General features: G+C 69.9%; 20 protein-coding genes. 12 read left to right on the top strand and 8 right to left on the bottom strand.

Annotated features, from left to right (window positions below; translation table 11 throughout):
• Positions 1-40 precede the first annotated feature (40 nt).
• Positions 41-793 carry an SOS response-associated peptidase gene (locus ACTMTI_RS14000; RefSeq protein WP_441120718.1) on the top strand — a complete coding sequence of 251 codons (753 nt, stop codon included), beginning with the start codon at positions 41-43 and terminating at the stop codon, positions 791-793.
• Positions 794-945: 152 nt separating this feature from the next.
• Entirely contained in the window at positions 946-1278 is a 333-nt protein-coding gene (locus ACTMTI_RS13995) for a TraR/DksA family transcriptional regulator (protein WP_441120717.1), read from the top strand.
• Positions 1279-1348: 70 nt separating this feature from the next.
• Here the strand turns inward: ACTMTI_RS13995 and ACTMTI_RS13990 are convergent, their stop codons facing one another.
• Entirely contained in the window at positions 1349-2089 is a 741-nt protein-coding gene (locus ACTMTI_RS13990) for a class I SAM-dependent methyltransferase (RefSeq protein WP_441120716.1), read from the bottom strand.
• A gap of 233 nt (positions 2090-2322) precedes the next feature.
• On the opposite strand from ACTMTI_RS13990, the gene ACTMTI_RS13985 reads away from it, so the two are divergent.
• The 7 genes from ACTMTI_RS13985 to ACTMTI_RS13955 all read left to right on the top strand — a co-directional run bounded on the left by ACTMTI_RS13985 (position 2323) and on the right by ACTMTI_RS13955 (position 8723).
• The gene (locus tag ACTMTI_RS13985; RefSeq protein ID WP_043624264.1) at positions 2323-2928 is read left to right on the top strand and encodes a sigma-70 family RNA polymerase sigma factor; all 606 of its coding nucleotides are present in this window, start codon (positions 2323-2325) and stop codon (positions 2926-2928) included.
• The gene (gene rsrA / locus ACTMTI_RS13980) at positions 2925-3191 is read left to right on the top strand and encodes a mycothiol system anti-sigma-R factor (protein WP_441120715.1); all 267 of its coding nucleotides are present in this window, start codon (positions 2925-2927) and stop codon (positions 3189-3191) included. The genes ACTMTI_RS13985 and rsrA overlap by 4 nt, the downstream gene beginning before the upstream one ends.
• 9 nt (positions 3192-3200) lie before the next feature.
• On the top strand, positions 3201-4142 hold the full coding sequence (locus ACTMTI_RS13975; protein WP_441120714.1) for an NAD-dependent epimerase/dehydratase family protein: 942 nt from the start codon (positions 3201-3203) through the stop codon (positions 4140-4142).
• A 223-nt stretch (positions 4143-4365) separates the two neighbouring features.
• Entirely contained in the window at positions 4366-5721 is a 1356-nt protein-coding gene (locus ACTMTI_RS13970; protein ID WP_441120713.1) for an HD-GYP domain-containing protein, read from the top strand.
• A complete protein-coding gene (locus ACTMTI_RS13965) occupies positions 5718-7004 on the top strand; it encodes an HD-GYP domain-containing protein (protein WP_441120712.1) in 1287 nt (428 codons plus the stop codon). Before ACTMTI_RS13970 ends, ACTMTI_RS13965 begins: the two co-directional genes overlap by 4 nt.
• Before the next feature lie 109 nt (positions 7005-7113).
• A complete protein-coding gene (locus ACTMTI_RS13960) occupies positions 7114-8469 on the top strand; it encodes an acetyl-CoA carboxylase biotin carboxylase subunit (protein WP_441120711.1) in 1356 nt (451 codons plus the stop codon).
• 41 nt (positions 8470-8510) lie between these two features.
• Positions 8511-8723, top strand: coding sequence for a biotin/lipoyl-binding carrier protein (locus tag ACTMTI_RS13955; RefSeq protein ID WP_441120710.1), 213 nt, complete (start codon positions 8511-8513; stop codon positions 8721-8723).
• Positions 8724-8730: 7 nt separating this feature from the next.
• Here the strand turns inward: ACTMTI_RS13955 and ACTMTI_RS13950 are convergent, their stop codons facing one another.
• Positions 8731-9192, bottom strand: coding sequence for a thioesterase family protein (locus ACTMTI_RS13950; RefSeq protein ID WP_441120709.1), 462 nt, complete (start codon positions 9190-9192; stop codon positions 8731-8733).
• 281 nt (positions 9193-9473) lie between these two features.
• Here ACTMTI_RS13950 and ACTMTI_RS13945 point away from each other — a divergent pair, with 281 nt between their 5' ends.
• Positions 9474-11060 carry a protein kinase domain-containing protein gene (locus ACTMTI_RS13945; RefSeq protein ID WP_441120708.1) on the top strand — a complete coding sequence of 529 codons (1587 nt, stop codon included), beginning with the start codon at positions 9474-9476 and terminating at the stop codon, positions 11058-11060.
• A gap of 1 nt (position 11061) precedes the next feature.
• Here the strand turns inward: ACTMTI_RS13945 and ACTMTI_RS13940 are convergent, their stop codons facing one another.
• The 4 genes from ACTMTI_RS13940 to ACTMTI_RS13925 all read right to left on the bottom strand — a co-directional run bounded on the left by ACTMTI_RS13940 (position 11062) and on the right by ACTMTI_RS13925 (position 15356).
• Complete coding sequence (locus ACTMTI_RS13940) at positions 11062-12708, bottom strand: acetolactate synthase (protein ID WP_441120707.1); 1647 nt, start codon at positions 12706-12708, stop codon at positions 11062-11064.
• Between the two features lie 67 nt (positions 12709-12775).
• A complete protein-coding gene (locus ACTMTI_RS13935) occupies positions 12776-13552 on the bottom strand; it encodes a DUF4097 family beta strand repeat-containing protein (RefSeq protein WP_441120706.1) in 777 nt (258 codons plus the stop codon).
• Positions 13549-14205 (bottom strand): response regulator transcription factor, encoded by a 657-nt coding sequence (locus ACTMTI_RS13930; protein ID WP_441120705.1) that lies wholly within the window; start codon positions 14203-14205, stop codon positions 13549-13551. The genes ACTMTI_RS13935 and ACTMTI_RS13930 overlap by 4 nt, the downstream gene beginning before the upstream one ends.
• On the bottom strand, positions 14196-15356 hold the full coding sequence (locus tag ACTMTI_RS13925; RefSeq protein ID WP_441120704.1) for a sensor histidine kinase: 1161 nt from the start codon (positions 15354-15356) through the stop codon (positions 14196-14198). The genes ACTMTI_RS13930 and ACTMTI_RS13925 overlap by 10 nt, the downstream gene beginning before the upstream one ends.
• A 34-nt stretch (positions 15357-15390) precedes the next feature.
• Here ACTMTI_RS13925 and ACTMTI_RS13920 point away from each other — a divergent pair, with 34 nt between their 5' ends.
• Together ACTMTI_RS13920 and ACTMTI_RS13915 are read left to right on the top strand one after the other, a co-directional pair.
• Entirely contained in the window at positions 15391-15618 is a 228-nt protein-coding gene (locus ACTMTI_RS13920; protein WP_441120703.1) for a hypothetical protein, read from the top strand.
• Between the two features lie 70 nt (positions 15619-15688).
• Entirely contained in the window at positions 15689-16225 is a 537-nt protein-coding gene (locus ACTMTI_RS13915) for a phospholipase A2 (protein WP_441120702.1), read from the top strand.
• Here the strand turns inward: ACTMTI_RS13915 and ACTMTI_RS13910 are convergent, their stop codons facing one another.
• Positions 16226-19021, bottom strand: a complete 2796-nt coding sequence (locus ACTMTI_RS13910; RefSeq protein WP_441120701.1) for an AfsR/SARP family transcriptional regulator — start codon at positions 19019-19021, stop codon at positions 16226-16228.
• A 248-nt stretch (positions 19022-19269) separates the two neighbouring features.
• Positions 19270-19983, bottom strand: coding sequence for a dethiobiotin synthase (gene bioD, locus ACTMTI_RS13905; protein ID WP_441120700.1), 714 nt, complete (start codon positions 19981-19983; stop codon positions 19270-19272).
• Between the last annotated feature and the right edge of the window lie 103 nt (positions 19984-20086).

The raw sequence follows: 20086 nt of genomic DNA, 5'->3' as shown, positions 1-20086 counted from the left end.
CAAACATGCGAGCGAAAGCCGTACGTGGCAATGTGGGGTCATGTGCGGTAGATACGCTTCGGCGCGCAAGAAGCACGAGCTGCTGGAGGAGTTCCAGGTCGAGCTCGACGGCGACCCCGACAAAGAGCTCGGCGCCGACTACAACGTCGCGCCCACCAAGAACGTCTACGCAGTCCTGAGCCGGGTCCCCGAAGAGGCCGAACGGGCGGTGCGGCAGCTCAGGATCGTGAAATGGGGCCTGGTGCCCCCATGGGCCAAGGACCCGTCGATCGGCTCCCGGCTGATCAACGCCAGGATGGAGACGGTGACCGAGAAGCCGTCGTTCCGGCGGGCGTTCGCCAAGCGCAGATGCCTGCTTCCGGCTGACGGCTACTTCGAATGGATGCCCGTCGAAGGCGAAAAGAAGAAGAAACAGCCGTACTTCATCCATCCGGCAGACGGCGGGGTGCTGGCCATGGCCGGTCTGTACGAGTTCTGGAAGGATCCGTCGCGAGACGACGACGATCCGCTCAAATGGCTGGTCACCTGCACCGTCATCACCACCGATGCCGAGGACCACTTGGGTCGCATCCACGACAGGATGCCCATGATGATCGAGCGGTCGCGCTGGGACGAGTGGCTCGACCCCAAGCTCACCGACACCGACCAGGCATCCACGCTGCTGATCCCGGCTGAGCAGGGGCAGGGGCGGCTCACCGCGTACCCGGTCTCGACGGACGTCAACAATGTCCGAAACAATGGCCCGGACCTCATCAAACCCCTCCCTGAGGAGGAGGAAACCGCCCTTTTCTAAAGGTGTAAGAAGCATGGTAAGTGGGCATCCGGTGAGGAAAGCGATGCATCCGTTTACTCGGTGTCACCGCCAAAAAGCCCCTTATTTCACCGGGCGGGACATCGGGGAGTCCTAGCCGCGGGTTGCCCTCATTTACCCGGAGGTGCGGATTCGTGGATACAACGACCGCTCGTGAGCGACTGGAGAAGATGCTCGCCGACTTGGATCGCTCGATCGGCGTCCTTCAGGGCGATCCCGTCGCGATACGCGAGCACTCGGCGGCGGACGCCGGCTCCGACCTGACCGACGCCGACCGAGCCCAGGCCATGCTCACCGTGGCCACCGCGCAGCGGCGGGCGGTGATCGAGGCGCTCAAGCGCCTGGAGGAAGGCGTCTACGGCCAGTGCGTCGACTGCGGCAAGCCGGTGCCGGAAGGCCGGCTGGAGGCCCGGCCCGAGGCGGCGCGCTGCGTGGAGTGCCAGGGCAAGGTGGAGCGCCGCCGCTAACGGCTTGCGACAAGCTGGACGCCGCCGTTGACGGCACGTGAGAACGCCGCCGGACACGAAGAACGGCGGATCAGGTCTTGCGGGCGCTGGCCACCAGGTGGATGCCGACCGTGTCGTCGTCGTCCGGGTGGGCCTCGAGCTCCGTGCGCACGAGCCAGGTCAGGGAACGCGCGTCGGAGCCGAGCACGTGGTCCACCGTGGATGGCGACAGCACCGTGCGCGGCCGCATCCACTCCACCTCCAGGCCGGCGCCCATGAGCAGCTCTCGCAGCTGCCCGCTGCTGAAGCAGCGCGTGATGCTGCCGTCCGGCCACGGCACGAGCATGACCTCGCCGGTCTGCCGCAGGTGCTGCCAGTGCTCCTGCTCGGCCAGGATCGCCATGCCCAGCACCAGCGAGTCGACGCACACCAGCGCCCGCCCGCCCGGCCGCAGCACCCTGGCCACGTCGTTCATCGCGGACTCGGCCATCAGCTCGATCGACAGCACGCGCTCCTCGGCCAGCACCGCGTCCACGCTCGCGTCCGGCAGGAACGCCAGGTCGTCGGCGCGTACGTGACGGACCCGGTCGGCGTCCCGCAACCGGGACTGCGCGTCGACGGTGCGGCGGAAGTCGAGCACTTCGATCACCCGGTGTCCCACCCTGGCCGCCTGGCCGGACCATCGCCCGCGGCCGCCGGAGAGATCGAGGATCACGGACGGCTCGCTGGGGAGCCATCGGTTGAGTTGTTCGGCGGCGACGGCGCGGTAGAAGGTCCAGTACGGCCCGAGCGTCCCTGAGCCGTTCAGTTCCTCGGCCGGAATGGGCAGCACACGCGACTCCTGGGTTCCGGGAAAAGGGCTACCAGCCGGTACGTATGACGTTCCCCGCACCGGGTCCTTCGTACCTTCTATCTTGCGGGAACAGACGCGGGTGCGGGGGTGTTGCGACGAGCATGCTCACATTGCTAGACCCCCTCCCCGATGCCCGACTGGTCTTGGCGCAGCGGGTATCCTCCCCTGAGTATGGTGTCCTGCCACAGCGGGTCACCGGTGATCTTAGGGGGGTGGGTCCGGTGCCCGCGACAGGCGCGGAGACGCTGGAGCAGCGGAGCGAGCGATTCGAGCGCGACGTCATGCCGTATCTCGAACAGCTCTATTCTGCCGCGCTCCGGATGACGCGGAATCCCGCGGACGCGGAGGACCTCCTGCAGGAGACCTTTGCCAAGGCGTTCGCCTCATTCCATCAGTTCCAGCAGGGCACGAACCTCAAGGCGTGGCTCTACCGGATCCTGACGAACACCTTCATCAACAGCTACCGCAAGAAGCAGCGCGAGCCCAAGCAGTCAGGCACCGAGGAGATCGAGGACTGGCAGCTCGCGCGGGCCGAGTCCCACACCTCGAGCGGCCTGAAGTCGGCCGAGGTCGAAGCGCTCGAGCACCTGCCCGACGGCGACATCAAGCAGGCGCTCGCGGCGTTGCCCGAGGAGTTCAGGATCGCGGTCTACCTGGCCGACGTCGAAGGCTTCCCCTACAAGGAGATCGCCGACATCATGGGCACTCCGATCGGCACTGTGATGTCGAGGCTGCACAGGGGACGCAGGCAGCTCCGGGGCCTCCTTGAGGACTATGCTCGCGAGCGTGGCCTGGTCCCGGCGGAGGGATCGAAATGAGCTGTGGCAAGCCGCACGAGACCGACTGTCGTGAGGTGCTCGACAAGGTCTACGCCTATCTCGACGGCGAGCTGACGGAGGGCGACGTCGTCGACATCCGCGTGCATCTCGACGAATGCAGCCCGTGCCTGAAGGAATACGACCTGGACAAGGCGATCAAGGCGCTCGTGGCCAAGCACTGCGGCTGCGATCCCATACCGGCCGACCTGCGGTCCAAGGTGCTGGCGCGGATCGCGCAAGTGAGGTCGGAGCTGGCCGACTAGGATCAGCTCATGCGCGTGTTGATCACCGGTGGCGCCGGGTTCATCGGGTCGAATCTGGTCGACCGTCTGCTCAAGGACGGTCACGAGGTCGTCGTGGTCGACGACCTGTCCTCCGGCAGCAGGTCCAACCTGGCCGGGGCCACCGCCAGTGAGCGGTTCAGATTGCACGAGTTCGACGTGCGCGATCGCGCGCTGATCGATCTCGCGACCGAGCTGCAGCCCGAGGTCATCTGCCATCTGGCCGCGCAGATCAGCGTGCGCGAGAGCGTGGCCGACCCGGTGCGCGACGCGAGCGTCAACGTCGCGGGCACCGCCTCCGTGCTGACCGCGGCGCACCAGGGGCGCACGCGCAAGGTGGTGTTCGCCTCCTCCGTGGCGGTCTACGGCAGGCCGGCGACGATCCCGGTGCCCGGTGACGCGCCCACCGACCCGCGCTCGCCGTACGCCGCGTCCAAGCTGAGCGGTGAGACCTACCTCGCCACGTTCCGCGCGCTCTACGGCATCGAATACACCACGCTGGTGCTCTCCAACGTCTACGGCCCGCGCCAGTCGCCCGAGGGCGAGGCGGGAGTCGTGGCGATCTTCACCGACGCGCTGCTCAGCGGCACGCCCACGGTCGTCTACGGCGACGGCACCCAGACCCGCGACTACGTCTACGTCGACGACGTGGTCGACGGCTTCGTCAGGGCCTGCGGCCAGGAGGGCGACGGCCGCAGGTTCAACCTCGGCACCGGCCTCCAGACCACCGACCGGCGCCTGCACTCGCTGATCGCCGACGCGGCGGGCGCGCAGGACAAGCCGGGGTTCGCGCCGCCGCGCGTCGGCGACCTGCCGGCCATGGCGGTCGACCCGGTGCCGGCCCATGAAGAGCTCGGCTGGCAGCCGCGCACCGACCTCGCATCCGGCATCAAGGCCACCGTCGAATGGGCCCGCACGCGTCGCAGCACGTAGTGGCTTGATTACACTTTGCTTGCGATTTCTGACTCCGCCCATACGGACCCGTCGTCTTCTGTAGCGTGAACTCCAGAAGCCGACGTGGAGGCATGTGGATGTTGAAGGTTACGGTCGCCCGGCTGCTCACGACCATCGCGCTGATCACCCCGGTGGTCATGCTGATCGGCAAGGCGGCGCCTGACGGGGTGTCCTGGATCTGAGACCGCCGTAGGGGGCCGCAATGCGTGACCTGACCTGGCCCGCAAGGGTCTATCTGGTCGCCGTGACAGGGGCGGCGGCCGCTCTCATCGGCCGCGCCGTGATCGAGTCCGGCGCCCCGGTCGCTCCGGCGGATCTCGACGTCCTGCTGGTGCTCGCCCTGCTGTTCCTGGTGTGCGAGTCGATGCCGACGCTGCTCAACGTGGAGCAGTTCGCGGTGTCGGTCAGCTTCTCCGCCTCGCTGGCGGCCGTGGTGCTGATCGGCCCGGACGGCGCGGCGCTGGTGGGGCTCACCGCGGTGCTGAGCGTGCGCCCCGGGCTGCCGCTGATCAAGCGGCTCTTCAACGGCGCCCAGTTCGCCATCTGCGGCTACGCGGCCGGTCAGGTCTACGTGGCGTTCGACGGGCGGGTCGGCGTCCCCCAGGTCAACGCGTTCGACGACCTCATCGGACCGTACGCGGCGGCCACCGCCGTCTTCGTGCCGCTCAACATCCTGCTCACGCTGACCATGATCGCGCTGGCCACCCGGGTGCGGGCGGCCGAGGTGCCGATGCGCGGCATGGCCCAGTTCCTGCTGTCCTATCTGGGTTACGGCACGTTCGGGCTGCTCGTGGCCGGGCTCTGGGCGACCGTGCAGTCGATCTCGGCGGTTCTGGTGCTGCTGCCGCTGTTCGTGGCGCGGTGGGCGTTCGGGCAATACCACGCGCAGCAGCGCTCCTACGACGCCACCATCGCCGCGCTCTGCCAGGCCGTGGAGACCAAGGACTACTACACCAGGGGCCACTGCACGCGCGTCTCGCACGCCTCCTCCATGATCGCCGAGGAGGTCGGCATGGGGCTGGAACGGGTGCGGGCGATCCGCTACGCGGGCATGCTGCACGACGTGGGCAAGCTCGGCGTGCCCACCAAGGTGCTGCAGAAGGACGGGCCGCTCACCGAGGAGGAGTTCGCCGCGATCCAGCTCCACCCGATGCGCGGGCTGGAGATCGTCCGCGGCATCGGATTCCTCGACGAGGCGTACGCCGGGATCATGCACCATCACGAGAAACACGACGGCACCGGCTACCCGATGGGCCTCGCCGGCGACGAGATCCCCGAGTTCGCCAAGGTCATCGCGGTGGCCGACGCGTTCGACTCGATGACCTCCGACCGCTCCTACCGCGGCGCGCGGCCGGTGCCCGTGGCCATCGAGGAGCTGCGCAAGAGCGCGGGCACCCACTTCGACCCGGTCATGGTCGCCGCCTTCATCCGCGCCCTCGAGCGCGAGCCGTGGCAACCGCCGCGCCGCGTCGACCCGCCGCCGCCCGACGCCGCCGAGACCCCGATCAAGGACCACGACGACCCCACCATGCCGATCCAGGTCGTGACCGGATCATGATCACCACAGAGCGCGCCAGGCGCACCGAACGCACTCCTGTCCTGCGCAGGCTCGACTCGGGGCAGCTGCTGCTCATTTGCGTGGCCGGCCTGGTCGCGGTCGCGGGCATCGCCCACACGGCCGCCGTCGGGCTCGACCGCGCGGAGATCGCCGTCGGGTTCGGCGCGCTGATCGCGGTCGGCGAGCTGGCCAGGCTCACCATGCCCGGCAACAGGGAGGTCGCGCCCATCGGCGCCGCCGCCGCGCTGGGCTACACGCTGCTGCTCGACCTCAGTCAAAACCCGCTGCGCCACTCCGCGCTGCAGGTCGTCGCGGTGATCTCGGTCGGCATGATCGCGGGAGCGCTGCCGCACCTGGCGGTCGGCCGCCCGCCGCGCCTGGACGCCATGGCCCGCCGCCTGCTCACCGGCGCGCTGCTGGCCTTCGCCTTCCGCCCGCTGGCCGACCCCCTCTACGCGCTGACCAAGCCCCCCACCAGCACCTGGTGGCCGGCGCTCGCCGTGATGGTCACGCTCATCGCCGCCAGCCTGCTGATCGACGTGCTGATCGCCGCGCTGCTGCGGGCCGAGCAGGTGCGCACCGCGTTCCGGGTGGCCGTGCGCGACGAGATCACCATGGCCCTCCCGCTCGGCGCCGCCGTGGGCTCGTCCGGGGTGCTGCTGGCGGTGGCCACGCACAGCATGGACCTGGTGGCGCTGCTGGTGTTCGCGGCGCCGCTGCTGGTCACGCAGGTCGCCTTCCGCAAGTACGCCGGGATCCGCGCCACCTACCTGCAGACCGTACGCGCCCTGTCCAGGGTCACCGAGGTCGGCGGCTACGTCGAGCCCGGACACTCGCGCCGGGTGAGCCGCCTGGCCGTGGCGATCGGCAGAGAGCTGGGCATGGCCGAGCCCGAGCTGCTGGAGCTGGAGTACGCCGCGCTGATGCACGACATCGGCCAGCTCTCGCTGCGCGATCCGATCCCCGGCGGCGCGACCGTGCTCACCGAGCCCGAGCAGGCCCGCCGCATCGCCGAGCTGGGCGCCGAGGTGATCAAGCAGACCGGCGTGCTCGACCGGGTGGCCGAGGTGGTCAGCCGGCAGTGCGACCCGATCAGCGCCGACCCGCCGCTGGCGAGCCGCATCATCAAGGTCGCCAACGCCTACGATGACCTGGTGGGTCCCTCGACCGACCGCGACCGCGCGGGTGCCGCGCTGGAGCGCATCCGCTGCACGCCTGGTGGTGCGTATGATCCTCATGCGCTGGAGGCGCTCGCCCGCGTGATCGACCGGGGTCGTCTCTGAACCGTTTCCTGCCCACTCACAATTGTGGAGTTCCTACAGATCACGATCATCGGATCGGTGGATTTGGAGGGAAGGACGCACCCGGGGTTTGTGTCGTATGGTGGGCGGCGTGCTTACTGAGAGGTTCGGACCAGTTCTGATCGCCAACCGTGGCGAGATCGCCCGGCGGATCATCCGCACGGTCAAGCGGATGGGCCTGCGCGCCATCGCCGTGCACTCCGAGGCGGACGCCGACCTGCCGTTCGTACGCGAGGCCGACGAGGCCGTGCTGATCGGCCCCGCCAACCCCGCACAGAGCTATCTGGACGCCGCGAAAGTGCTGGAGGCGGCCCGTGCCACCGGCGCGCGGGCGATCCACCCCGGCTACGGCTTCCTTTCGGAGAACACCGCATTCGCCAGAGCCGTGATCGACGCTGGAATGGTCTGGATCGGCCCCGCGCCCGAGGCCATCGACCGCATGGGCGACAAGATCAACGCCAGGAACCTGATGGAGGCCGCCGGGGTCCCGGTCGCGGCGGGCACCCGCGAGCCGGTCACCGACCTGTCGCTGGCGCTGCGGGCGGCCGAGAGCATCGGCTACCCGGTCATGGTCAAGACCGCGGGCGGCGGCGGTGGCATCGGCATGAGCGTCGCACACGACGACGACGGCCTGGCCAAGGCGTACGAGCAGGCGGCGCGGGCGGCGTCCCGGTTCGCGGGTGACGCACTGGATGGTCCCGCCGTGCTGCTCGAGCGCTACATCGAGCGGGCCCGCCACGTCGAGGTGCAGATCCTCGGCCTGCCCGACGGGCGCGTCGTGGCGCTGGGCGAGCGCGACTGCTCGGTGCAGCGCCGCCACCAGAAGGTCGTCGAGGAGTCCCCATCTCCCGGCATCACCCCCGAGCTGCGCGAGCGCATGCTGGCCGCGGCCGTGCGCGCCGGCGAGGCCGTCGGCTATCTGGGCGCCGGCACCGTCGAGTGCCTGGTGGACGCCGACAAGCAGGAGTTCGTGTTCCTGGAGATGAACACCCGGCTGCAGGTGGAGCACCCGGTAACCGAGCTGGTCACCGGCCTCGACCTGGTCGAGCTGCAGCTTCGCGTCGCCGCCGGCGAGAGCCCCGACGTGAACACCACGCCCGCCGGGCACGCGATCGAGTTCCGGGTCTACGCCGAGGACCCCAAGCGGTTCTTCCCCGGGCCCGGCAAGATCACGACCTGGGAGGAGCCGGACGGCGACGGCGTACGCGTGGACTCCGGCTACGAGGCGGGCAACACGGTCACCCCGTTCTACGACCCGCTGATGGCCAAGCTCTGCGTGTACGCTGACACCCGCGCCGACGCGCTGCTGAAGGCGAGCAAGGCCGTCGCCGCGTTCGTCGTCGAGGGCCCCAAGAACAACCTGCCGTTCTGTGCGGAACTGCTGGGCAACGCCGAGTTCGTCACCGGCGATTACGACACGGGCCTGGTCGCGCGGATGCGCGCCTAGGCAGAATGACATGGTTGATTCACTGAAAGAAGGGAGTCCCGGTGGCTGAGGTACACGCTGAGATGGTGGCGAACGTCTGGAAGGTCCTCGTCAGCGAGGGCGAGCGCGTCTCCGAAGGCGACACGCTGGTCATCCTGGAGTCCATGAAGATGGAGATCCCGGTGCTCGCCGAGGAAGACGGCGTGGTGGCCCAGCTCAAGGTGGCCGAGGGCGACGTGATCCAGGAGGGCGACCTGATCGCGGTCATCGAGTAGCGCCTGTTCATGGCCGCACTTCGTGCGGCGGCTCGTTCGCCATGTGCCGCCGCCTTCCCTCGCTCTGGTCGCTCCGCTCCTCCAGGCGACGGCGCTCACTCGCGGCCAGGAACTTCGCCCGGTCCACCACTACGCGTTCGACCGTTCCCCTGCCCACGACGGCGTGCCTGTCGTGGGCCTCAAAGGCGAAGACCAGCCGCCGGCCGTCCACCTCGGTGAGCTCGACGCCGATCTCCACGTGTGCGCCCAGCGGGCTGGCGGCCAGGTGCTCCAGCTCGACCCTGGTGCCGACGGACGTCTCCCCGGGTGCGAGATGCTGCTCGACCGCGCGTACGGTGGCGGCCTCGGCCAGCGCCAGCAGCCGGGGTGTGGCGAGCACGGGCACGTCCCCGCTGCCTATCTTCTTCGCGGTGTCCTCCATCTCGACCATGATGTGCACCTGAGAACGGAGACCCGGAACGAGCGTCATGAGCTCAGCTTATGGGGGCCGCGCTCAGCGGCACGCCGCAGGTGGCGGAGCCGGACATACTAGGAGCCCCTTGACTTCCCGGAAACGCGGACAAGTGCCGCAGTAAGGCCGCAGGATAGGGTTTGTACGGCTTTAGACATTTGAGTGGCATGTGGGTCAGGTGAGTCGTACACTCTCTGAGTTCCGTGACCACTGTGTTACCTCACCGCGACAAAACTTCGCTTTGTTGGAGAACCGCGGGGTGGAAGAGGTTACAGAGGTAGGGGGGTAGCGGGGGGATCATGGTGGCCCAAGGAACGACACTGGCGGGGCGGTATCGGCTCGATACCCGCATCGGCGCCGGTGGCATGGGCGAGGTGTGGCGAGGCGAGGACATCGTGCTCGCTCGCACCGTCGCCGTCAAGGTGCTGCTTCCGGGCCGCATGGAGGACCCCGGGTTCGTCGCTCGCTTCCAGGGGGAGGCGCGGGCGATGGCCACGATCAATCATTCCGGCGTGGTCGACGTCTACGACTACGGCGTCAGCGGCGACACCGTCTACTTGGTGATGAAGTTCGTCGACGGCGAGCCGCTCGACCGGTTGCTGGCCCGGCTGGGCAGGATCCCGCCGCAGGCCGCCATGGAGCTGATCGCGCAGGCCGCGTCGGCGTTGCAGGCCGTGCACGATCAGGGCATCGTGCACCGCGACGTCAAGCCGGGCAACCTGCTCGTGCAGCGCGACGGCACGCTGGTGCTCACCGACTTCGGCATCGCCCGCTCCGACCTGGCCAACCGGCTCACCGACGCCGGCATGGTGCTGGGCACGGCCGCCTACTGCGCTCCCGAGCAGGCCGAGGGCGCTCCGGTCACGCCCGCTGTGGACATCTACGCGCTCGGCGTGGTCGCGTACGAGTGCCTCGTGGGGCAGCGGCCGTTCGACGGTGACAGCGCGGTCACGATCGCGCTCAAGCACATCCGCGAGGCGCCGCCGCCCCTGCCCGCCGAGATCCCGCCCGCGGTGCGGACGCTGGTCGAGATCGCCCTGTCGAAGGACCCGGCCCGGCGTTACCCGACGGCCAAGGCCATGAGCGACGCGGCGCGGGCGATCGCCAGCGGGCAGACGCCGGCCGTGGAACAGCCTCCTCCGCTGGCCACCGGCGTCACGATGGCGACGCCCGCGGAGTCGTACCCGACGGCGGCGCACCAGCAGTACGACGCGGAGCCCTACCACACCGGCGCCCGGATGGCCCCGGAGCAGACGACCGTGGCCGCGCCACGGCGCGGCGGGCGCCGCGCTGCCAAGGCGCCGCGCAGGACGGGGCTGATCGCGGGCATCGCGGCGGCGGTGGTGCTCGGCGCGGGGGCTACGGCGATCGCGCTGACAGGCATGACCACCGGCGAGCCGACGCCGACGAACACCTCGCTCCCTGTCCCGACCAAGACCTCGCCCAAGCCCAAAAAGACCAGGATTCCTACGAAGCAGGCGACGCCCGACCCCAAGCCCACGGTCACGCAGCATCAGCCCAGGGAGACCGAGGCACCGACCCCGACTTCGACTCCGACCCCGACCGTGTCGAAGTCGCCCTCCCCGACACCGTCCAAGACGCCGACGAGCAAGCCCACGTCGACTGTCAAGAAGGCGGAGGTGCCCAAGGTCGTCGGCATGCCGTTCCTGGACGCCCAGGAGCGGGTCCAGGTGGCCGGCTTCGTCGTGCGCGTGGTCGACCAGACCGCCACCACCAACGGCACGCGCTGCGGCAAGATCAGCGAGACCGTGCCCGCCGGCGGGGTGGTGCTGGAGGTGGACAAGCCGGTCAAGCTGGTCGTCGTCGATGGCGTCTGCCCGGATGCCTCGCCGAGTCCCAGCTCGACCGTCTCGCCCAAGCAGTAGCTCACACCCCCGTCGTGTTGCGGGGGTAGGCGATCTGCGGGTCGGTGGCGATGTTCACCATGTAGGGGATGCCGGAGTCGAACGCCCTGCGCAGCGCGGGACCGATCTCCGACGGCTTGGTGACCAGCTCGCCGCCGCCGCCCAGCGCGGTCACGACCTGGTCGTAGCGGCACTGCGGCTGCAGCTCGGCCGCCACGTCGTAGCCGTACAGGAGTTGCATGGGGTGCTTCTCCAGGCCCCAGATGCCGTTGTTGCCGCAGATCATGACGACCGGCAGCCGGTGGCGTACGAGGGTGTCGACGTCCATCAGCGAGAAACCGGCCGCGCCGTCGCCGAGCAGGAGCACCACCTGGGAGGAGGGCCGGGCCAGGCGGGCGGCGATGGAGTAGCCGAGGCCGGTGCCGAGGCAGCCGTACGGGCCCGGGTCGAGCCAGTTGCCCGGCTGCTTCGGCTCGACGTATTTGCCCGCGTAGGAGACGAAGTCGCCGCCGTCGCCGATCACCACGGCGTCGTCGTCCAAAACCTTGCCCAGCTCCCCGTACACGCGCATGGGGTGGATCGGGTCGGAGTCGGCGGCCAGCAGCTCGGCGTCACCCGCGATGGCCGCGGCGGCCGCCTCCGACAGCTTCGACACCCACGACGCGTACGCGTCCGGCTTCACCCCCGCGTCGCCGCAGGCCGTGCCCAGGCTCCAGAACACCACCGACAGATCCCCGGCGGCGGACGCGGCCGGCTGCATGTGCGTGGCCAGCTGCGACGGCGCGTCGGAGATGTGCACGACGCGGGCCAGCGGCGCGCCGTCCTTGCCGCCGAACCAGCCGTAGCCCAGGCGGAAGTCCAGCGGGGTGCCGACCACGATCACCAGGTCGGCCTGGGCGAAGGCGAGCCCGCGGGCGCGCGTGACGAGCAGCTCGTGGCCGGCGGGCAGGATGCCGCGCCCCTGGCCGTTGGGGATGACCGGCAGCCGCCACGTCTCCGCGAAGTCGCGGGCGGCCTCCTCGGCCCGATCCATCCACACGTCGGACCCGTACACCAGCACCGGCCGCTCCGCCTCGGCCAGCAACCTGGCGATGGCGGCCAGGTCGTCCGGGTCGGGCTCCAGCGGCGAAGGGGTCTGCGTCCGCACGTCGTGCACCGGTGACGGGGAGAACAGGTGGTCCATGTAGAAGTCGAGGAAGACCGGGCCGCGGTGGGGCGCGATGGCGGTGCGGAAGGCGGACTCGACGTCCTGGCCGACCGAATCGGCGCCGGCCGCGGTGAACGACAGCTTGGTGATCGGAGCGAGCAGCGGCGGGTGGTCCATCTCCTGCAGCGCGCCGCTGCCCCACCGCGACTGGGGCGCCCGCCCGCCCATGACGACCACCGGCGAGCCGTTGAAGTGGGCCGTCGCGATGCCGCTGACGCCGTTGGTGATGCCCGGCCCGGCGGTCAGCACGGCCAGCCCGGGATTCCTGGTCAGCCGGGCCGTCGCCTCGGCGGCGAAGACCGCGCTCTGCTCGTGGCGTACGTCGAGGATGCGCATGTCCTCGTGCACCGCACCGTCGTAGAGCGGGAAGACGTGACCTCCGGAAAGGGTGAACATGGTCTCGACGCCATAGGCCTTGGACACGGCGACGGCGGCGTCACCGGCGTGCTTCGCAGACTCCATGCCGGGAACTTACCAACCAGTCACCCCGGTAAACAGACTTTACGGCGGGCGCCAAGGTGTGTGTCCCTCAGCGGCAGCAGAGCGACGCGGACCCTCCTGGCGCCTTGAGGATGATCTTCCGTGGGGACTGGTCGTCCTCTTTGATGTCGAGGGTGGTGTCGGCGGCCTCCACCATCACGTCGTAGAAGCCTCTGGGCACCCTCACGTGGACGACCCCCGTGGTCCTCACGACCGCTCTGACGGACATCGGCGGGTTGACGAACGACAGCCGCACATCGCCGGAGCCGACCTCCACGTCGGCCTCATCGGCGTCGACCCGCTCCGCCTCGACGTCGCCGGTGCCCGTCCTGGCCCAGACGGAACCGGAGACGTCGTGAACTCTGACGTTGCCGGAGACGGAGGTGAGGCGCACGCTGCCGAAGACGTCGTTCACGATCAGCTCGCCCGCGGTCGTCCCGGCCACGATGTCGATCTCGGGTGGTACGAAGACCATGTAGTCGGCCCGGCAGATGGGGCCGTCCAGCTGGTCGGCGCCGGGGCAGTCCGCCTCCAGCCGCAGGGTAGAGGTGGCCGCGTCCCAGTCCTCGGCGATCTTCGGCCGGTTCTCGGACCACCGCAGCGTTCTGTGGATCAGCAGTTCGCCCGCCTCTCCCGACATGATGACCACGCTCACCTCGCCCGAGACCGCCTTGATCGCGACCTTGCTCTTCTCGAACGCGATCGACCTCTGCGTGATGTCCATCGGCGTCCTGGCCCTGGCGAACTCGCGCCAGAGCACGACCGTGGACACCAGCAACGCGATCACGGTCACCACGGCGCCGGCCGCCAGCCACGCCGCCCTCATGACAGGCTCCTGATCTTGAGAAACTGCAGCACGGCGAGCACACGGCGGTGATCGCCTTCAGCCGGGGGCAGATCGAGCTTGGTGAAGATGTTGCCGATGTGCTTGCCCACCGCCCCTTCGCTGAGCACCAGTGCCTGGCCGATGCCCGCGTTGGAGCGGCCCTCGGCCATCAGCTGGAGCACCTCGTGCTCCCTGGGCGTCAGCCGTTCGAGCGGGTCGCTGTTGCCGCGCAGCAGGAGCTGGGCCACGACCTCCGGGTCGAGCGCGGTGCCGCCGGAGGCCACCCTTCGGAGCGCGTCGACGAACTCGGCCACGTCCGCCACCCGGTCCTTCAGCAGGTATCCGACGCCGCCGTGCGCGGCCGAGGCCAGCAGCTGGGCTGCGTAGCGCTCCTCGACGTACTGAGAGAGCACCAGCACCGGCAGGTCCGGCTGCTGGCGGCGCAGCACGAGCGCGGCGCGCAGACCCTCGTCGGTGTGCGTGGGCGGCATCCGGACGTCGGTGATCACCAGCTCGGGCCGGTGCTCGTCAGCCGCCCGCAGCAGCCCCTCCGCCTCGTCCACGGCCGCCACCACCTGGATGCCGGAGGCGTCGAGCAGCCGGATCAGCCCCTCGCGCAGCAGCACGGAGTCCTCGGCCAGCACTACTCGCACGGGAGATCCACCTCGATCGTGGTGGGACCGCCGAGCGGGCTGGACAGCCGGAGCTTCCCGTCGACGGAGTCGATCCGCTGGGACAGACCGCGCAGCCCGGTGCCGCCGTCCATCTGGGCGCCGCCGCAGCCGTTGTCGTACACGAGCAGGTGCAGCCGGTCACGCTCGCGCCGCACGGTGATCTCGGCCTTGGTGGCCGCGGCGTGCTTGGCGATGTTGGTCAATGCTTCGGACACGATGAAGAAGGCCACCGCCTCGATGGTCGGACTGGTACGCCGCTCGATGTCGACGCGTAGCTTGACGGGGAAGGGAGCACGGGCGGCGACGCCGGACAGCGCCGCGTCCAGGCCCTCGTCGTTGAGCACGGCCGGATGCAGGCCGCGGACGAAGTCGCGAAGCTCCTTGAGCGCCTGCTTGGCCTCCTCGTGGGCCTGCGCGATGGCCTCCTTGGCCGGCTCGGGCAGGTCGGTCAGGGTGGCCCTGGCCAGGCCCAGGTTCATGGCGAGCGAGACGAGCCGCTGCTGGGCGCCGTCGTGGAGGTCCCGCTCGATCCTGCGGCGCTCGGCGTCGGCCGCGTCGATCACGCCCGCCCGGCTCTCGGTCAGCGTCTCGATCCGCTGCCCGAGCTCGGACCTGCTGGGCCCGAGCAGCGTACGGGCCACCGACAGGTCCAGCGCCGCCATTCCGCGCGCCAGGATCGGCGCGAGGACCAGCAGCGCGAACCCGATCGCCATGAAGGCGGCCACGACCTTCCCGTTCCTGAGATCGAACACGAACTCCAACGGCGGCCGCTGCAACTTCGGCGGCAGGAACGCCAGCAGCCCCACCACGGCCCCGCCCCACGCCACCGCCACCAGGAAGGCGCCGGCCGCCCCCACCAACGGGGACAGCAGGTGGTAGCCGATCTGCCGCCACGTGGCCGGACTGCGCCAGTTGCTCGGCGTGCGCACGGGCGGGATGTGCGCGCCGAGGAACGCCTCGAACCTGGAGCGCTGCACCCGGGTGAACCACGGCACGCCGCGTCGCAGCAGGGGAGGGGCCACGACGAGGACGAGCGTCAGGTTGCCGAGCACCACGGCGACCGGCAGGCCGATCATCACGTGCGCCGTGTCGAGCCAGGCCCGTGCCGACCACGGACGGGGGACTTTCATGGCTCAACGGTATTGGCGGGGAGGAGTACGTGAAATGGGTCTGGTGTGCGGACCGATGGTGGGGTTAGCCCTACCATCGACCAACACCGGTGCGCCGCCTCCGGCCTGCCCCACTCGAACGCCCGGCCTCCACCGTGGAGACCTGTGGCGGGAGATCCTCGCGTTCATCCAGACCGGGAATCCCAGCGCGGGGCCGGAGGGCACCGATCGCGTGGTCAAGACCGTCACCCGGGACGCCTACGGCTTCCACAATCCCGCCTGACTTCCGTGAGCCGGTATATCCGGGGTATGTTCCGTCGCCCATTGCGCTATGTTCTGTTGCAATACGGCCGGTGGCGCTGCAACTCTTTTCTGCATTCCTCCCGGCACAGAAAAGAGTCACCATGAGAAAGACGCTGGCCATTACCGTCGCAGCCCTGGCCGCGAGCGCCGCGCTGGCCACTCCGGCGCAGGCCACGGCACTGGACAAGAGCAAGGCGGCGCGGCTCGCGATGGCGCTGCAGCTCACGCAGGATTCCCAGACCAGCTTCGACAGGTGGGTGAAAGCCCGCGTGAACCGGAACACCGAGGCCGTCAAGGCCTACGAGTTCGACTGGAGTTCCAACGGCTGCTCGGTGCCGGAGGACATAAAGAACGCCGACTCCTGGAAGCTCGTCTTCCTGATTCCCTGCACCCGGCACGACTTCGGTTACCGAAACGTCAAGAAACTCTCGAGTACGAGCAGCTGGAAGACGTTCAAGAAGGGCGTGGATTCGGCATTCCACGGGGACATGAAAAGAACGTGTGACAGAAGTTTCTCCGGTGCCAAGAAGATCGCCTGCAAGACCGTGGCGTACGAGTTCTACGCCGCGGTCAAGCTGTTCGGATAGTCACAGCTGGTTCCTGATCGGTTCCGGCGTGTCCGGGACCGGCTGCGCGAGGTAGTCCGCCACCTCCACGGGGGCGAGCAGGCGGGCTTCGCGCAGGAGTTCCAGGGACTCCCGCCAGGACTCCCGGGCCTCCTCATGCCGCCCCAGGTCGTGCAGGGTGTGGCCGAGCCACCACTGGGACACGGCGGTGCCCATGGCGAATCCGGCCTCGCGCTGGAGTTTGATCGCTTGCTGGTACTCCTCGACGGCCTCGTGCAGCAGGCCGCGCGCCCGGTAGGAGTCTGCGAGAGTGTCGAGGGCGGTGCCGAGACTGCCGGTGTCGTCCAGGTCCTCCGCCATCGCCAGAGCGTGCCGTGCCTCGTCCACGGCCTCCTCGTGTCTCCCCTGGCGGTAGTAGACGTGAACCCTGTTGTTACGAACGAATGCCTCGTGGTCCCTGCGTCCCGACTGTTCGATGAGGGCGAGGGCGCTCTCCAGAGCGGCGAGTGCGTCGTCGTGGCGCCCCATCATCGTGTAGGTGATGCCCAGGTCGTTGAGCGTGCCCGCCTTCCGGTGCGCCTGCCCGGCCCTGTCCCAGCAGACCAGGGTCTCCTCCAGGTGGGACACGGACTCCTCGAAGCGCCCGAGCTGCTGGTGGACGGAGCCGAGCCCGCGGAGCAAGGTCGCCTGGGCCTCCCAGTCCTCCTCTGCCCTGGCGCGCCGCACCGCCTCCTCGACCACCTCGACGAGCTCGGAGAACCAGCCTCGAGGCTCGAACAACCACTGGACCGAAGTGGCGAGTCCCGTGACCGAGCGATCGGCTTCGCGCGCCGCTTGCCGTACTGCGGCCAGCAGGTTGTCCCGCTCGCGGTCGACCCAGTCGTTGGCGGCCTCCAGGGTTGCGAGCTCCTCCCCGGGCTGCTCGGCGGGGAACAGGTCGGCCTCCATGCCGCGGTTCAGCAGCCCGGAGGCTCGTTGCGACGTGGCCAGATAGTGGTGCAGCACGCGGCCGACCGCGCTCGCCCGCTCCTCGGCGGGGACGTCCTGCTCCCGCGCGTACAGGCCGACGAGGTCGTGGAACTGATAGCGGCCCGGCCCGGCAGGTTCGAGCAGGCGGGCGTCCATCAGATCCTCCAGCGCGGTCTCGGCACGGTGCTCGGTCCACCCGGCCAGCGCGGCCGTGGTGGCCGGAGTGTGCGTGGCCAGGTCCGGCAGCCCGAGCAGGGCGAGCAACTGCGCCGCGTCCCGTCCGCCTGGTTCTTCGCGCAATTGCTGGTGGCTGACCGCGATGCTCGCGCGTACGGCCAGGTCGGCGTACTCCAGCAGGTCAAGCCGCCGGGTGGCGTCGGCCAGCCGTACCGCGAGATCAGAGAGCGACCAGTCGGGGCGGACTGCCAGGCGGGCTCCGGCGATGCGCAGGGCGAGCGGGAAACCGCCGCAGAGCCGTACGATTTCCGCCGCCGCCCGCGGCTCGGCGTCCACGCGATCGGATCCGACCATCCGAGTGAGCAGCGTGGCCGCGCCGGTGTCGTCGAGCCTGCCGAGGTGCAGGTGCTGGGCGTTGTCCAAGGTGGCGAGCGGGTCGCGGCTGGTGATCAACACGCGGCAGCCCCGCCCGGCGGGGATGAGCGGGCGGACCTGGCGCACGTCGCGGGCGTTGTCGAGGATCACCAGCAGGTCACCCGTGGCGGTGAGCGAACGGTAGCGCGCGGCAGCCTCCCCGGGGTCGGCGGGTACGGCGGCGCCGTCCAGCCCCAGGGAGCGCAGCAGGTGGCGAAGCGCTTCGAGGGGAGCCAGCGGGGCGATCCCGGCGGTGGAACCGTACAGGTTGACGTAGATGACGCCGTCGCCGAAGCGCCCGGCGACGGCATGGGCGACATGGACGGCCAGCGCGGACTTGCCGACTCCGCCCGGCCCGTCGATCACGGTGACCGCGGCACCGCTCACCAGATCGGCACGCAGCCGCTCGACCTCGGCCGCCCGCGCCGTGAACGCCCGGGTATCGGCGGGGAGCTCGGCCGGCGCGACGTGTCCGGCCGGCGTGCTCTGCCGCGCCGGTGCCAGGTCGAGCACGGGATCCTTGACGAGGACGGCCTGGTGGAGGCGGCGCAGTTCAGAGCCGGGCTCGATGCCCAGTTCCTCGACCATGACCCGGCGCAGGCGCTGGTAGACCTCGAGCGCCTCGGGCACCCGCGCGTCGCGGTACAGGGCGAGCATGAGCTGGGCGGCGGGCCGTTCCCGCAGCGGGTGTGCTCTGACGTGCGCGGCGAGGTCGGCGGCCACGGCGCGATGGCCACCGGCGGACAGGCGCAGTTCGGCATGGTCCTCCAGCACGGCCAGCTGCTCCTCCTCCAACCGGTTGGCCTCGATATTGGCCCAGGGCGCGTCCACCTCGGCCAGCGCCGGCCCCCGCCACAGCGCGAGCGCCTGGCGGAACAGCGCGTCAGCGGTCGCCATGGCACCCTCGGCGCGGGCGGCGCGTGCCCTCCCGGACAGGCGGGTGAAGGCGTGGGCGTCCACGTGGTCACGCTCGATGGCGAGCCGGTAACCGCCGGGCACGGTCTCGATGACCTCCGCACCGCCGTGGGAGGCGAGCGTCTCCCGGAGCTTCGACACCACGATGTGCAGCTGCTTGGCCGCGGTCGCGGCGGAACTGCGTGTCCACACGTCGGCGAGAAGCCGGTCGGTGGGCACGGCCTGCCCTGCGCTCAGGGCGAGCCGGGCCAGTACCCCGATCCGCCGCCGTCCGGCGATATTGACCGAGACACCGTCGGCCTCGACCTCCCAAGGGCCAAGGCACCTGATCGTCAGCCTCAAGGGGGCGCTCCCGTCGTCGACGAAGACTCGGAGTCTAGCGATCAGGAACGCCGCAGCCCCACCCTCGAGCAAAACCGCCTCTCCCGCCGTCTCACGATTCGATCAGACGAACGGGGAGGTTCCTGATGTTCCAGACGGGGGTTGCGGCCTGATCTCCCAGGCGGAGCAGATGACCGTCAAGATCTGCGACCTCCCGGAAGCAGCCTGCCAGCCGGTGCCGGCCGTTGGAGAACGTGCCGGCCGCTCAGTCAGAGAACCTGCTGGCGGAACACCAAGGGATCGAACGTGCCGCCCAGCATGGCACCCAACCCCCTGCGTGCCGCCTGCGCGAACTCCTCCCTGCCGAGACCGCCCGCCCCCTCGGGCAGGGCGCCGGCCAGCGGCCGGGCGGCCAGCATCTCCAGATCGGCCACGTTGCTCCGCTCGGCCGGCCCCGGCTCGTGCGGCCACGCCCCGATCACCACCCCGGCCAGATCCAGCCCCCGATGGGCCATGGCTTCGAGGGTGAGAGCGGTGTGGTTGAGCGTCCCGCCCTGGGCCCGCACCACGACCAGCACCTGAGCGTTGACCGACCGGGCCAGATCGGCGATCGTGCCGCCGTCCTCATCGAAGCGCACCAGCAGCCCGCCGGTCCCCTCCACGATCACCAGCCGGTTGCTCTCGGCCAGCTCACGCACCAGGCGAGCGGCATCCGCCAGCGACACCGGCGGCAGCCCCGCCGCCCTCGCCGCGGCCGCGGGGGAGAGCGGTTCGTGGAACCGTCCGAGCTCGAAGGTGGTCATCACCCCCGACAGCCGGATCACCTCATCCAGATCACCGGCCACTCCCGGCGGCAGCCCGGTCTGCGCCGGCTTCACCACCGCCACGCTCGAACCCCTGCCGAGCGCCAAGGCGGCCACGGCCGCCGTCACCATGGTCTTGCCGACCGCCGCGTCCGTCCCTGTGACGACCAGAACACTCACGTGACCAGCCTAGACGTGGTGCCCGTTCTACCTGGTGTCCTTATCGGGCCTCGCCGTGCTGGGTGGCACGGGCGCGGCTGCGGACGGCAGTGACCTGCCCGCT

The sequence above is a fragment of the Nonomuraea sp. H19 genome (assembly GCF_052068215.1).
Lineage (GTDB): Bacteria > Actinomycetota > Actinomycetes > Streptosporangiales > Streptosporangiaceae > Nonomuraea.
This window is presented reverse-complemented; position numbering and strand designations above follow the sequence as displayed.

Coding starts and splice junctions, on each gene's coding strand:
- ACTMTI_RS13975 (WP_441120714.1), top strand. CDS start 3,201: ATGCGCGTGTTGATCACCGGTGGCGCCGGGTTCATCGGGTCGAATCTG.
- rsrA (WP_441120715.1), top strand. CDS start 2,925: ATGAGCTGTGGCAAGCCGCACGAGACCGACTGTCGTGAGGTGCTCGAC.
- ACTMTI_RS13920 (WP_441120703.1), top strand. CDS start 15,391: ATGGGTCTGGTGTGCGGACCGATGGTGGGGTTAGCCCTACCATCGACC.
- ACTMTI_RS14000 (WP_441120718.1), top strand. CDS start 41: ATGTGCGGTAGATACGCTTCGGCGCGCAAGAAGCACGAGCTGCTGGAG.
- ACTMTI_RS13950 (WP_441120709.1), bottom strand. CDS start 9,192: ATGACGCTCGTTCCGGGTCTCCGTTCTCAGGTGCACATCATGGTCGAG.
- ACTMTI_RS13940 (WP_441120707.1), bottom strand. CDS start 12,708: ATGGAGTCTGCGAAGCACGCCGGTGACGCCGCCGTCGCCGTGTCCAAG.
- ACTMTI_RS13935 (WP_441120706.1), bottom strand. CDS start 13,552: ATGAGGGCGGCGTGGCTGGCGGCCGGCGCCGTGGTGACCGTGATCGCG.
- ACTMTI_RS13945 (WP_441120708.1), top strand. CDS start 9,474: ATGGTGGCCCAAGGAACGACACTGGCGGGGCGGTATCGGCTCGATACC.
- ACTMTI_RS13965 (WP_441120712.1), top strand. CDS start 5,718: ATGATCACCACAGAGCGCGCCAGGCGCACCGAACGCACTCCTGTCCTG.
- ACTMTI_RS13925 (WP_441120704.1), bottom strand. CDS start 15,356: ATGAAAGTCCCCCGTCCGTGGTCGGCACGGGCCTGGCTCGACACGGCG.
- ACTMTI_RS13970 (WP_441120713.1), top strand. CDS start 4,366: ATGCGTGACCTGACCTGGCCCGCAAGGGTCTATCTGGTCGCCGTGACA.